Annotated in this window: 12 protein-coding genes and 2 pseudogenes; 3 read left to right on the top strand and 11 right to left on the bottom strand. The window is 59.7% G+C overall.

The window, feature by feature from the left end; genetic code table 11:
- Positions 1-26 precede the first annotated feature (26 nt).
- Positions 27-371 (bottom strand): annotated as a pseudogene (locus JYU29_RS18355) (AAA family ATPase); the annotation flags it as partial.
- A 782-nt stretch (positions 372-1,153) separates the two neighbouring features.
- Entirely contained in the window at positions 1,154-1,987 is an 834-nt protein-coding gene (locus JYU29_RS12070) for a fatty acid desaturase (RefSeq protein ID WP_250157417.1), read from the bottom strand.
- Positions 1,988-2,597: 610 nt separating this feature from the next.
- Here JYU29_RS12070 and JYU29_RS12065 point away from each other — a divergent pair.
- Positions 2,598-3,137, top strand: a complete 540-nt coding sequence (locus JYU29_RS12065) for a sterol desaturase family protein (RefSeq protein ID WP_213985090.1) — start codon at positions 2,598-2,600, stop codon at positions 3,135-3,137.
- A gap of 191 nt (positions 3,138-3,328) precedes the next feature.
- Here JYU29_RS12065 and JYU29_RS12060 read toward each other — a convergent pair whose 3' ends face one another.
- Together JYU29_RS12060 and JYU29_RS12055 are read right to left on the bottom strand one after the other, a co-directional pair.
- Positions 3,329-3,724 (bottom strand): AMP-binding enzyme, encoded by a 396-nt coding sequence (locus JYU29_RS12060; RefSeq protein WP_213985089.1) that lies wholly within the window; start codon positions 3,722-3,724, stop codon positions 3,329-3,331.
- A gap of 625 nt (positions 3,725-4,349) precedes the next feature.
- Complete coding sequence (locus tag JYU29_RS12055) at positions 4,350-4,982, bottom strand: glutathione S-transferase family protein (RefSeq protein WP_213985088.1); 633 nt, start codon at positions 4,980-4,982, stop codon at positions 4,350-4,352.
- 452 nt (positions 4,983-5,434) lie between these two features.
- Here JYU29_RS12055 and JYU29_RS12050 point away from each other — a divergent pair, with 452 nt between their 5' ends.
- Both JYU29_RS12050 and JYU29_RS18560 read left to right on the top strand, forming a co-directional pair.
- The gene (locus JYU29_RS12050; protein ID WP_347879889.1) at positions 5,435-6,031 is read left to right on the top strand and encodes a TetR/AcrR family transcriptional regulator; all 597 of its coding nucleotides are present in this window, start codon (positions 5,435-5,437) and stop codon (positions 6,029-6,031) included.
- Positions 6,032-6,275: 244 nt separating this feature from the next.
- A pseudogene (locus tag JYU29_RS18560) lies at positions 6,276-6,416 on the top strand (urease accessory protein UreG); the annotation flags it as partial.
- A 47-nt stretch (positions 6,417-6,463) separates the two neighbouring features.
- On the opposite strand, the gene queE reads toward JYU29_RS18560, so the two are convergent.
- The 7 genes from queE to JYU29_RS12010 form a co-directional block, all read right to left on the bottom strand.
- A complete protein-coding gene (gene queE / locus JYU29_RS12040) occupies positions 6,464-7,168 on the bottom strand; it encodes a 7-carboxy-7-deazaguanine synthase QueE (protein ID WP_213985086.1) in 705 nt (234 codons plus the stop codon).
- Positions 7,165-7,530: a 6-carboxytetrahydropterin synthase QueD gene (gene queD / locus JYU29_RS12035; RefSeq protein ID WP_213985085.1), complete on the bottom strand. Its 366-nt coding sequence runs from the start codon at positions 7,528-7,530 to the stop codon at positions 7,165-7,167. The genes queE and queD overlap by 4 nt, the downstream gene beginning before the upstream one ends.
- Positions 7,530-8,231 carry a 7-cyano-7-deazaguanine synthase QueC gene (gene queC / locus JYU29_RS12030; RefSeq protein WP_213985084.1) on the bottom strand — a complete coding sequence of 234 codons (702 nt, stop codon included), beginning with the start codon at positions 8,229-8,231 and terminating at the stop codon, positions 7,530-7,532. The genes queD and queC overlap by 1 nt, the downstream gene beginning before the upstream one ends.
- Positions 8,232-8,363: 132 nt before the next feature.
- Positions 8,364-9,767 (bottom strand): glucuronate isomerase, encoded by a 1,404-nt coding sequence (gene uxaC / locus JYU29_RS12025; RefSeq protein WP_213985083.1) that lies wholly within the window; start codon positions 9,765-9,767, stop codon positions 8,364-8,366.
- Position 9,768: 1 nt separating this feature from the next.
- A complete protein-coding gene (locus tag JYU29_RS12020) occupies positions 9,769-11,061 on the bottom strand; it encodes a TRAP transporter large permease (protein ID WP_347879888.1) in 1,293 nt (430 codons plus the stop codon).
- Positions 11,058-11,549, bottom strand: a complete 492-nt coding sequence (locus JYU29_RS12015; protein WP_213985082.1) for a TRAP transporter small permease — start codon at positions 11,547-11,549, stop codon at positions 11,058-11,060. The genes JYU29_RS12020 and JYU29_RS12015 overlap by 4 nt, the downstream gene beginning before the upstream one ends.
- A 64-nt stretch (positions 11,550-11,613) precedes the next feature.
- The gene (locus JYU29_RS12010; protein ID WP_213985081.1) at positions 11,614-12,594 is read right to left on the bottom strand and encodes a C4-dicarboxylate TRAP transporter substrate-binding protein; all 981 of its coding nucleotides are present in this window, start codon (positions 12,592-12,594) and stop codon (positions 11,614-11,616) included.
- Positions 12,595-12,597 lie beyond the last annotated feature (3 nt).

Below are 12,597 nucleotides of genomic sequence, written 5' to 3'. Positions count from 1 at the left end.
GTTCCGTCTGATTGGAACGTGTAGAGCACCTTGAATAAGTAATGATACTCCGTAGCGTGCTCGATCAGGAACTGGTCGAGTGGCGCCAGACGTGCGGAACGACCGCTCGCGCACTCCGTGCACACCACCATCGTGTGGGACTTTTCGGCCTTCTTTAGTCCCGAATTGTCGAACCAGTTGATCAGCAGTTTCAAGAACTCGAAGTTATGCGTGAGGATGAAGAGTTGCTTCGCGTCCTTGGCTTCTTTTTTTTAGGAACGAAACGCCTGATAGATCGCGGATGAATCGAGGCTGGAGATTGGGTCGTCAATCACGACCACGCTTTCGGCCAGATCGAAATGCTGATCCTTAAGCTGAACGAGGAAATACAAGAATGCGATTGCAGTCTTTTCGCCCTCGCTCAGCCGTTTCGCTGGCTTACCTCGGCGGAGGACTTAAACCCATATAGCTCTATAAGTCCGGCGGTTGAACATAGCTTGGAGAAGCGCATGGGTGTTGGCGTTCTAAGTGCAAAGCCTAGGCCGCTCGTGGAGAGAGAGGGGCGGTCACGCGCCTCTTCACGCGCTCGAACAAACTGTCCGTTGATCCCGTCAACTTGGATAAGGAGGGCGAAAGAGACGTCAGCTTTCAGGTGCTCGGATCTCGTCCTCGACGGCAGGGTTGGGGGCCGCTAGCGGAACGGCAGCTTCTTGTCGGTGCGAACCCAGAAGCAGACCGTCCGCTCCCGGCCAGAGTACGCTTTGGTAAATCATTTCCCACTCGGGAGACGGTCAGAGCATCTATGGCGCCTATGGGTGGAAAGCTGAAGGTCCGCTTCCAAGCGGCGGGCTGAAGATCCGGCCATTCAGGTGGCAGTTGAATTGCGATTGCACGTGCCGCGAAGTCGGTCGTTCACAAGAATACTACCCTTCGCTGATGGTAGACACTCAGGTGAGCCGGAACAAAGGTTGTCTTCGCCCTCTAGGTAGCTCGTCCCATGATAGATGTTTCCTAAGTGGATATTGCGTAGCGGCTAGATTGAGGTCGCTTTGTTCGATGAAGCCAAGGAGGACGAGCGAGCTGCGGCATAAGATAACCGGGTCAACAGAGCCGATCGATCAAAATCCGATGTTGATGGATTTTCGCCTAAGATCCCGAATGACGGCACCTAGCGTTATATTGCTCCGGGCCTCGGGCCGGGCGAGGTTCGCGATTGTTGCCCTTCCCGCCGATAAACCGGCAAGCCCCACCATGGCACCCAAGGCTGAGTGTGGTGCTCGTGATGATAGCCGAAGTGGAAGCAGGAGAGGAGCGAAGCCAGATAGCCAAACTCATTCGAGCGGGCATTGTGCCGGTCAGAGAAACCATTCTCCTCCTCGTGGCGGTGGGGGCGGAACGTGCCAAAATAAAAGAGTTGCAGCGAGGACAGGAGCGACGGCAGCCCGTAAAACAGTACGACGTTGAAGACTGAGGCGCGAAACACAAGGATGTAGGTCGCCACCACGCTGCACACGAAGAGGATGGATCGACGCCCAAAGTAGCGTTTGAAGAAGGTCCAAAACCACGGCCAGAAACGATCAGGCTCGTCGATGCAGAAGTCCGGATCATCGGCGGTGCCTGGAGCGTCATGGTGGCTCATATGGGCGCCGCGGATATGGCGCCAGCCGAAACCGGCATAGATCGTCAGGATGAACGCACCGACAAAAGTATTCAGCCTCGTCCAGCCTGGCGCGAGCGAACCGTGCATCGCGTCGTGCGCAACGATGAAGAGCCCCACTGTCAGCCAGCACTGCAGAGCGATCAAGAGGGGAACGAACGGAAGCGTCCGCCAGCCAAGATCGAGAAAGAACACCGCACCGATGTGGATCGTCGACCAAGCAACGAACACACAGGCTGCCAGCGTCAAACCGATTGCCGCCTGAAATGGTCGAGTGCGGGGCTTGAGCACAGGCGCGCCTTCGCGCTGAGCGAGGGATTTCGAGCATTCCGAGGCGGCGGCGTCGCTCATCCACATCTCTCCATCCTGGTCTGTACGGTCAGCTGCAGTCTGTGGCTTAACTCGTTTTCGGCAGGCCTTTGTATATTGGGCAGGTCGACGTTCTTTCCAAGGCTTATGACAATCGACGGCGCTCGTTTGGGCGCTACGTAAAAGAACTTAATTCCCTCGCCCGAAGTAATCCACGATCAACTGGAGATGCTCGCGGCGCAAGAGCGGTTCGAAGCCAACAGGTGCCAGTTGAGGCAGTCGCCTTGCTCCTGATCATCGTCAGTTCCATTGCTGTAGGCTCTTGATATTGGTTGGTGGCATGTTCCTGCCGCTGCTTGAGCCATCCCGTTTGTGGATCCCAAGTCTCAACGAGTCGAGCACCTACCACCTTTGCCTCTGCAAATGATGGCATTGTCTTTGCCAAGCGCTTGAATGCTAAGTCGCGAGTGCTGTTGGCATCTTTCAGGGTTGAAGGCATTCGGCTTTATATACAAGAGCGGCGACCGAGGTCGGTAATGCGAGGTGACGCACATCGGACAAGGCTTGCCAGCCACGTTCTGATGCCCATATCCTGGAAATGGATCGACGCGGGCAATGCTCGCCTGCCAGAAGTGGATTCCGCAGGATCACCATGACACTTGAATTTTTCATCTACGTCGCGATAGCTCTCGTCACCGTGGCTGCGATGGAGGTTTTTGCGTGGTCGATGCACAAATTCGTGATGCATGGGCGCAGCGGTTGGTCTTGGCACAAGTCCCATCATGAGGAAACAGAGGGTTTTTTCGAGAAGAACGACCTCTACGCCTTGGTGTTCAGCTTGATTGCAATCGCCTTGTTCTTCGTAGGACAGGCATTATCCCCGGTAATTCTGGCGATCGCGTGGGGCGTCACGCTGTACGGCCTGCTCTACTTCATCGTACATGACGGGCTCGTTCACCAGCGTTGGCCCTTCAATTACGTTCCCCATCGCGGCTATGCTAAGCGGCTCGTGCAAGCCCATCGGCTCCACCACGCGGTGGAGGGGCGCGGCCACTGCGTGTCTTTTGGCTTTCTCTACGCGCCACCGATCAGCAAGCTGAAGGAGGAATTGCGCCGTTCGGGAGTTCTCGACCGTGAGCGCATAGAGCGCTCGGTGACGGAGCAGGGATCGGCCCACGCGCCCGTGCGGTGATCAGGATGACGCGCTTGTCAGAGCGGATAAGTCCGGGCTTCGTAGCGCCCGCTCCCATGCTTGCATGCTTCATCGATGGACTGAAAGGGCGACGTTGGTGCCGAGGTCAAACATTCGCTGAAGAGCAGCATCCTGTCGATAAAGAAGATCGCCCCAGGAATGTGTCGATGACCACGTTCTGTTGGCTAGATTTAGGACCAGTCTGCAAGCTTGCCCATGTCATTGCGCGGGAGCGCGTCACCAAAATGGAACGACTTTGGGCGCTCTGGTGAGGTAAGCCGTTCGGCTACAAACCTCTCCAATGAAGTATGAAGGGTGTCAGGTTCTATGCCTTCTTGCGGAACCACGAAAGCTTTCAGGCGCCCGTTAGTGCCCAAACGTATCGCGACATTTGCGACGCCGTCGAGTTCTTTCAGCATTCGCTCCACCCGTTGCGGCCAGACGCTGTATCCCCCGACCTTCACTGCACCATCACGCCGCCCAATGGGTTTTACACAACGAGGTCCCAGCCGCTCAACGCAATCGGGCATTTCGAAGATGCGGCCGTTTCGATCCGCAATCTGCCAGTCCTCTTCGGTGGGCTTCAAGGTCTAGTGCGAAAGGAGTTCAAATCCAATTGCGGGTGCGTTGCGCATTGCGATAGCGCCCGTTTCCGAAGAGCCATAGACATCCACGACCCGAACGAACCCGGCACTCAGGAGTTCGGCTGCTAGTTGATCGCTCAACAAGCCCGCCGAACTAACTGCCACGCAGTCACGGGGCACAGGCTGCTTCATCTGTAGCATCGTCTGCCACTTGTCCGGGACGGCAACGACGAGATCGCCCGGTTCCAGGCCGATCGGACTACCGAGCGTTCGGTCGGATACCTGAATTCCGAGAGCTGCAGGCAAGCAAGCCGTCCAAATCATGCCGTAGAGATGGTGAGGGGCCGCGAGGGCTATGACGGCGTCGCCGATCCGCGAACTGCACGGCAAGTTCTTCTGCCTCCTCCAATAGATCCGCAACCTCGTGTCGGCAGATTTTGGGAACCCCCGTCGACCCTGATGTCGTTACCGCGATGGTGTGGATGCCGGTTTGCCAGCAGCGCTCCAGCCAGTGGATCCAATCACCCACGGTCTCCGGGGTGATTGGGGCGATAACGCATCGTCCTGAAGGCCAAAAGTCTCAGACAACGCACCAATATGCTCCGCCTGAGGCGGACGGGGATGGCCCTTACCAGCTGATTGTTCCTTCTGCCTCGCGGACCTTGCGGATCGACGGGCGCGCTTCCAGTCTTTCCATATACCGGCGGAGATTGGGGTATGGGTCCAGTGACAGCCCAGCCGGGATAGACCAGTTCAGGACAACCAAGGCGTAGCCGTCGATCACCGAGTAATCATCGCCGAGGATGAAGGCTTGGTCAGCCAGCCGTTCTTCCAGCACCCTCAGGCGCCGCGCCACCCTACCTTCATAGAAGTCGATCAGACGCGCTTGCTCGGCATCGGTTTTGCCGAAGCCCTTGTAGATGTACTCGATGATCACGGGATGAAGGTCGGAGGCCACGAATGCCATCCAGCTGTCCGCCTGCGCCCGCGCGCGCGTGCCGAGTTTTGGCAGAAGCGCCTTCTCAGGTGCCAAGTCGGCGATATAGGACAAGGTCGCGGCATTCTGGGTTAGGACCTCGCCATCGGCGAGCACAAGCACCGGCGTCATCCCCATCGGGTTCAGTTTACGCACCTTCTGCGCGATGGGATCGTCTTCACGATCAAGATGCACTTCGATCGCTTCGTAGTCGACGCCGGCATCCTCAAGGGCAAAGTGGTTCGAGGTCGAACAGGCGCCACGGTGATAGTAAAGCGTCATCATATCGGTTTTCCTTGTTCTAGAAAGCGAGGGCGGCTTGCGCGGCCCCACATGGGGAGTAGCGGTCAGGCCACCCGCTGGTACCGTGTGGCGATCTGGGTGTTTGCATGAGCTGAACCACTTTGCGTGGCGCGATATTCGGGAAGATCCCCTTTGACGCTACCCGGGCGATGGCGCTCTCACCCGGCGGGACCTCATGTTCTTCAGCCACCTCGATAACGGCCTCCAGCATTCGTCGCGCCTCCGGCAACTCTGTGCCATGCCCCCAGCGCGCTGCGAAGTTGGAGGTGCCGCGCACCAGTTCCGACACCCGAAGCCCGGTGTATTTTTCAAAAAGCCTGTAACGCATCGTCGTCTCCACGCTTGAGCAGTGTCACCTTCCCAATCCGAAACAGACTCGCTATATCCGGATCACTGCTTCGCTTTATATTCGGAGCAGTGATCCGCTTGTCAACATGTCGGTGCTGGGCTTTCGAATGCGCGCAGATGCGAAGAAGAATTATGAGGGCCTCCTCGCCGTTGCGCGCGAGGTCATAGCCGAACAAGGCGTCGATGCGTCCTTGCGCGATATTGCGCGACGGGCCGATGTCGGGCTGGCTACACTCTATCGCCACTTTCCGACCCGCGAGGCCTTGCTGGAAGCTCTGCTGCAGAAGGCGCTATCGGACCTGATCGCGCGGTCTGAGATCCTTTACCGCAGTGATCTGCCCGCGGTTGCATTGACCACATGGTTTATCGAAGCGACGACATTCGTCCATGTGTTCAAAGGGATCGTTGACCTGATGGCAGAGGCACTCGCCGATCCCGGTTCCGCCCTGCACGAGGATTGCAAGAACCTGCGCGCGGCGGGAACGAAACTCCTGCGCAGCGCGCAGCAGGCCGGTGTTGCGCGCAAGGATGTCGACGGCGACGACCTCTTCGCCCTTATCGGCGCAGCCGGTTGGATTGGCGATCAGCCAGCCTTCGAAGATCGTGCCGATCGACTGGCCAGTTTCATCGCAAATGCCTTGATGTGTCCGCCGCAGGAGGGCGACAGCGCCGGTTCATCTTAAGGCCGCGTGATGGTGGGGGCTCCTTTTCGACCGCAATGGACATCGCCCACGACACAGATGATGTCGTCGAAGCTGGCGTCTTCGCGCACGATCTCCGCCTCCTTGGCGCACCGGATGCATGATCGCACTTCAACGAAAATGAAGGAGATCGCATCCCGCCACATCGACGACCTGTCGCATGCGCAAGAGACGGCCAATGTCATCCTTGAGGCTGTCAGCGCTGAGACGGGACGAAGGGTGGACTTCAAGCGGCGGCGACAATCTTGCGGCTACGTTTTCAGCGGATCTGGCCGATCTGACGATCTACGTGATCTCGGTGTGCCAAGGCGAAAAGATCCCACGCAAAGGTGGCCCGGCCATTACCCGCTCCGACTTGCTGGTGCTCGTCCAGGTCAACGCCTCGGTGGATCTGGATGGTTGACGCCGGCCACCTCAAACGCCGCGTTTGTTGCCCCAGATCAGGACGTGCAGCTGGGGCAGGATGCGGGGTGCTAGCCAGCCTTTGCCGACGGTTTCTTCCACGAGCCACAGCAGGCGGTCGCTGAGGCTTTGGGCTGAGACCGGCAGGGAAGGATCGGTTTCGGGGTTGCCGGGCTGAAGGTAGAGCGTGAGGGCGGGGTAGCGCGCGGCGGCGTTGCGGGCGAAGTTCAGGTCGTGATGATCGAAGATCACGATCTTCATCACCGTGTCCGTTCCTTTCGCTGCCTCCAGACAAGCGTCGAAGGCGGACCAATCGGTGTTTTGCCCGCTCGAGGGTGGTTTGGGCGAGAGCACAAGCAGGCTCAGATCGGCAAACCAGGGGCGGGCGATCGAGCCCTGCGTTTCGCAGGCGAAGCGATAGCCGTTTGCCTTACCCAATGCGATCACCGAGCCGAAATCCTGAATGGCGGGATTGCCGCCGGAGATCGACACGGTGAGCGGCTGCCCGCCTGTCAGGCGCATGACTTCAGCGATGATCGCTTCCGGTTCCATGGCGTGCCAATCGTGACGGTACTGATTGTCCACCGCATGCAGGCTGTCGCACCAGGAGCAGCGGTAATCGCAGCCGCCGGCGCGGATGAACACGGTCGGCTGGCCGATCAGCGCGCCTTCACCTTGAATGGTCGGGCCGAAGATTTCGGCGATGCGCAGGCTCATGATGGGGTAAGGGGCCGGTATTCGGCCCAGGTCTTCGGCGTTTCCGAGATCTTGACTGCGGTGACTTCCGGCCAGCGGGCAGCACACCAGTCGAAGAAGTGCCGCGCCATGTTCTCGGCCGTGGAAGGGCCTTCCAGAACATCGTTGAGATGGCGGTGATCGAAGGTGCCGTCGATATAGACCTTGAGCGGCGCCAGTTCATGATAATCGCGCACGAAGCCGTCTTCGTTGAGAGCGGGCGCGGCGAGTTCCACCACAACGATGTAGTTATGCCCATGCAGCCGGGCGCATTGGTGGTCGGCCGGCAGATGCGACAGCTGGTGCGAGGCGGAGAAATGAAATTCCTTGGTGATGCGAAACATCAGGCCTGCTTCCTCCTTTCGATCGCCTCGCACCAGAAATCGGGATCGGCATAAACGGTCGGATCCGACACGCCCGCGAGATGGAAGGCTTCGCGGCGTTCCACGCAGGTGCCGCAGCGCCCGCAATGAATGTCGCCGCCCTTGTAGCAGGACCATGTTTGTTCGAACGGCGTGTTGTGCAACGCGCCTAGCGTGACGATGTCGGCCTTGGTCGCGTTGACGAAAGGCGTATGCAGCTTGACCTTTGCATAGCCGTCGAGGGCCGCCGCCTGCATGCGATCAAAGGCTTCGGTGAAGGCTGGCCGACAATCGGGATAGATGAAGTGATCGCCGCCATGCACCGCGGTTGCCACCGCGTCCTCGTTGTTGGCCGCAGCAAGGCCGAAGGCGATCGTCAGCATGATGGCGTTGCGGTTCGGCACGACGGTGATGCGCATCGTGTCTTCGGCGTAGTGGCCGTCCGGCACGTCGATGTCGTCGGTCAGGGCCGAACCCGTCAGCGCCGCGCCGATCGGGCGCAGGTCGAAAAGGTGATGCGGCACGCCGAGCTGCTCGGCTGCACGGATCGCGAAATCAACTTCCTTGCGGTGCCTTTGCCCGTAATCGAACGAGACGAGACGGGTGAGTTCATGCTTGGCTGCCGTGATGTAGGCAAGCGAAATGGAGTCCAGTCCGCCGGAGCAGACCACTGTCGTTTTCATAGATGGAACCCTTGTTTTGATGACCGGGTAGGCTGCGACCGGTGTCGAAATAATAAGGTCTAGGCGAGCAAAGCGCAAGTTGGCAGGCGCGCTCCCTTCAAGCGCAAGAGCGGCGAGTTCAAGCCATTGGTATTACGCTGGGGCGTTGAGACGGTATCCATCTCGTGCCAGATCTCCCGCCAGGCGGGGTGCCAGCTCATGGGCTTCCGCTTCATCGAGGCGATGCGAGGTGACGAGGTCTGCCAGGAAGGCGGCGTCGGTCCGGCGGCTGACGTCGTGGCGTGCGGGGATCGAGCAAAGCGCGCGCGTGTCGTCGTTGAAGCCAACCGTGTTCATGAAGCCGGCTGTCTCAGTCGCCCGTTCACGGAAGCGGCGGATGCCCTCGAAGCTGTCTTGGAACCACCAGGGCGGGCCAAGCCGCAGCGCCGGATAGGCGCCAGCCAGGGGCGCGAGTTCCCGCGCATAGGTGGCTTCGTCGAGGGTGAACAGGATCAGCCGCATACGGGGATCCATGCCGACCACGTCGAGCAAAGGCTTGAGGGCCACGGTGAAGCTGACGGGAACCGGAATGTCGAAACCGCGATCGCGGCCATAGTGCTTGAGGACGTGGGGGCTGTGGCTGCGGAAGGAGCCTGGATGAAGCTGCATCACCAGCCCGTCCTCGACCGACATGCGCGCCATCTCGGTCAGCATCTGTGCGCGGAAGCGTTCCGCATCTTCCGCAGATGCCTTGCCGCGCCGGACCCGATCGAAGAGCCGGGACGCGTCTTCGGCACCGAGATTGGCTGTTTGCGGCGTTGGATGGCCGTGATCGGTCGCGGTCGCGCCCATCGACTTGAAGAACGCACGACGGCTGCGATGCGCGTCCAGATAGCCCTGCCAGGTGCCCGTGTCGCAGCCGGTGATCTCGCCCAACCGGTCGAGGTTGTCTTCAAACCCGTCCGTTTCAGGATCGATCACCGCGTCGGGTCGATAGGTCGGCAGAACACGACCGGTCCAGCCGCTGTCTTTCGCCATCTGGTGATAGCGCAGATCATCAAGCGCAGAGTCCGTGGTGGCGATGACCTCGATGCGGAAGCGATCATACAATGCCCTTGGCCGATACTCCGGCTGGGCAAGCTTTTCAGCGATCGCATCGTAGTAGGCATCAGCGTTGCTTGGTGACAGCCGCTGTTCAAGCCCGAACACGGCTTCCAGCGAATGATCGATCCAGAGCCGCGAGGGCGTGCCCTGGAACAGATGGTAGTTGGCGGCAAAGGTGCGCCAGATGGTGCGCGGATCTGCTTGCGCGCCTTCACCGATACCGAGCGCTTCGTAGGCTATGCCCTGGCTGACGAGCATGCGCAGCACGTAGTGATCCGGGATCACGAACAACTCGGCTGGGTTGGCGAAAGCCGGATTTTCGCCCCACCACCTGGGATCGGTATGGCCGTGTGGCGAAACGATGGGCAGGTCCGCCACCGCGCGATAGAGCTCGCGGGCGATGGCGCGTGTAGCGGGATCTGCAGGAAGCAGCCGATCTGGATGCAGCGGCATTTCAGTGCCCCATCATCAAGTCTGGAAGAAACATCACGGTCTCCGGAAAGATGATCATGATCACGACGACGGCCAGCACGGCGGCCGCAAGGGGGATCAACTCGCGCGTGTATTCCTTGTAGGAGCAGTTCAGGATCCCGCACACGGTGAACATGGAGACACCTACCGGTGGCGTCATGCCGCCGAAGGTTACCAGCGTCATCATCACGAGGCCGAAATGCACGGGGTCCACGCCTGCGGCTGTGATCACGGGAACGAGGATCGGCGTCAGCAGCATCACGATCACAGTTGCTTCCACCAGCATGCCGAACACCAGCAGGAAGATCGAGATGGTGAAAAGCAGCGCGATCTGGGAGGAAAACAGTCCGGTGGTGAGTTCCGCAAGCGTTTGCGGCACGCGCTCGAAGGTGATCACATAGCCGAAAGCGCCCGAAAGCAGGATGATGAACATGATCATCCCGATATCGCGTACAGACATCAGGAGCGCGTCGACGATCGCGGCAAACGATAGTTCGCGGTAGATCAGGACGCCGACGAAGAGAGCATAGGCGACGGCAAAAGCACCGGCTTCCGATGGCGTGAAGATGCCGAACCGAATGCCCACGATGAGCCACACGGGAAAGAGGATGGCCCAGAAGCTCTTGCGGATCGCTGCCACCACTTCGCGGAAGGTGGGCGGACGATCAACCACCGGCTGGTAGCCACGGCGCTTTGCGATCAGGGCGGTGGCGAGCATCAGCGCGATGGTCAAGAAGATGCCGGGCATGATGCCGGCGATGAACAGCCGCCCGATCGAGACTTCTCCAAGAAAGCCATATAGGATCAGGCCGAGGCTGGGTGGGATCGTGGCCGTGATCAACCCGCCCACCGACAAAAGCGCTGCGGTGAAGCCCTTTGAATAGCCCTCACGGGTCATAGGTCCGCCAAGAATGCGCGCCTGCATTGCGGCATCGGCCACCGCAGAACCGGAAATCCCGCCCATGAGCGCCGACAGAAGCAAGCTCACCTGTGCAAGGCCACCGCGCAGCCAGCCGGCGCATGTCGAGGCGAGCGTCATCATGCGTTCGGTGATGCCGGACCCGTTCATGAGATGGCCGACCAGGATGAAGAGCGGAACAGCCAGGAGCGGAAAGGACTGGCTCGAGGCGATGATGCGCTGCACGGCCGTTGCATCCGGCATGAAGGTGGTGGGCAGCAGGAAATAAACGAGGCTGGCCACGCCGATCGCAAAGGCGACAGGCATGCCGATCACGATGAAGCCGAGTGCAAGGCAGAGAATGGCGAACGAGATCACAGGAGCTGTTCCCCTTGGCGGGCTTCGGGTTCGATGGAAAACAGCAGGCCGAGTGTGGCGATCCGGCGAATGATCGAAATGATCATCAAGACGCAGCCCGTGGGGAAGGCGAGCGTGACCCAGCCATAGGAAAGACCCGACGCACCCATTTCGCGCGCCCAGTTCGACATTGCGAGATGCCAGCCGAGCCAACCGCAATAAGCAAGAAAGGACAGGATGCACACGACGCAAACAAGATGCAGCATCATTCGGCCGATGCGGGGCAGGGCGTCGGGGAGGCTTGAAATGCGGATGTGCTCGCCGCGGCGCACCACCAGATCTGCGCCCAGCATGCAGGTCCAGATCAAGAGCAACTGAGCGAGCTCGTTGCCCGCGGGCACCGGATGCCCGACAGATCGGCCGACGGCGCTGATGATCACCGCAGATACCGTGCCGCCCAGAAGAAGGATCGCAATGATCTCTTCCAAACGATCGAACGCCTTACCCACATCTTCCTCCCGTGAAACCGTTGTGCGGAAGGACGCGGCGCAACCGCCGCGTCCTTCGTAGTCGTCAGGGCTTGGCTGCGTCGATGAAGGGCTGCAGCTCGGCGCGCGCTTCATCTAGGCCAAGCTGCTCATAGACGCCCGTCGTCAGGGCGCGGAAGTCGTCCGGGTTTACTTCGTTGACCTTGATCCCGGCAGCCTTCATGTCGGTGAGGATCTGCTCTCCCTTGGCAACGGTTGCGGCCGAAGCCTCATCGCCTGCCTTTTGCAGTTCCTCGGAGATGATTGCCTGTTGTTCCGGGCTGAGGCTTTTGAACCAGGTCTCGGACGTGGTGAGGCCGGTTACGAGCTGAACATGGTTGGTGAAAGCGAGATTGCCCGTGACCTCGTGCAGCTTAATGCCATAAGCACCGGTCAGCTGGGCTTCCGCGCCATCGATCGCGCCGAGCTGAAGTGCGGAATAAACCTCCGACCAGGCCATTGGCACGGCGGTTGCGCCCATAGCGTTGATCGTGGCCAGCCAACCGGGAGCGTCGATCGTGCGAACACGCACACCCTTCAGATCCTCGGGCTTGGTGACCGGGTTCTTGGTGAACATCTGGCGCGTGCCCTGGAACCAGTTGTAGTTCAAAAGGCGCAGGCCGGTGGACGAGGCAAGTTCTTCCACCCACTTCTTGTAGGGCTCGGACGCGGTGATCGCGGCATATTGTGTCCAGTCGTCCACCAGGTATGGCGCCGACAGGATGCCAAGTTCCTTCTTGAACGGCGCAAGGCGGCCGGCATCAACCAGAACTGCGACGGCAGCACCATTGCGGATCTGCTCGAGAACATCGTTGTCGGATCCGAGCTGCGAAGACGGATAAACCGTTACGTCAATCTCGCCGTTGCTGCGTTCTTCGATGCGGGTTGCCGCCGCTTCCATGGCAACCGCGAGGGGATCCGTGGAGTTCTGCGACGTGGAAAGCGCAAACTGCATCTGAGCCATCGAGCCGACCGTGGTCGATGCCAGCAGGGCAGCCGCAAGGCTGATCGTCTTGATGTTAAGCATGGT

The organism is Tianweitania aestuarii, from assembly GCF_018457165.1.
Classification (GTDB): domain Bacteria; phylum Pseudomonadota; class Alphaproteobacteria; order Rhizobiales; family Rhizobiaceae; genus Tianweitania; species Tianweitania aestuarii.
The sequence above is the reverse complement of the archived record's forward strand: the minus strand, read 5'-3'. Positions and strand labels throughout refer to the sequence as shown.

Bases quoted from the DNA above. Each gene is read 5' to 3' on its own strand.
- JYU29_RS12050 (WP_347879889.1), top strand. From the start codon at position 5,435: ATGTCGGTGCTGGGCTTTCGAATGCGCGCAGATGCGAAGAAGAATTAT.
- queC (WP_213985084.1), bottom strand. From the start codon at position 8,231: ATGAAAACGACAGTGGTCTGCTCCGGCGGACTGGACTCCATTTCGCTT.
- queE (WP_213985086.1), bottom strand. From the start codon at position 7,168: ATGAGCCTGCGCATCGCCGAAATCTTCGGCCCGACCATTCAAGGTGAA.
- JYU29_RS12065 (WP_213985090.1), top strand. From the start codon at position 2,598: ATGACACTTGAATTTTTCATCTACGTCGCGATAGCTCTCGTCACCGTG.
- queD (WP_213985085.1), bottom strand. From the start codon at position 7,530: ATGTTTCGCATCACCAAGGAATTTCATTTCTCCGCCTCGCACCAGCTG.
- JYU29_RS12055 (WP_213985088.1), bottom strand. From the start codon at position 4,982: ATGATGACGCTTTACTATCACCGTGGCGCCTGTTCGACCTCGAACCAC.
- JYU29_RS12010 (WP_213985081.1), bottom strand. From the start codon at position 12,594: ATGCTTAACATCAAGACGATCAGCCTTGCGGCTGCCCTGCTGGCATCG.
- JYU29_RS12070 (WP_250157417.1), bottom strand. From the start codon at position 1,987: ATGAGCGACGCCGCCGCCTCGGAATGCTCGAAATCCCTCGCTCAGCGC.
- uxaC (WP_213985083.1), bottom strand. From the start codon at position 9,767: ATGCCGCTGCATCCAGATCGGCTGCTTCCTGCAGATCCCGCTACACGC.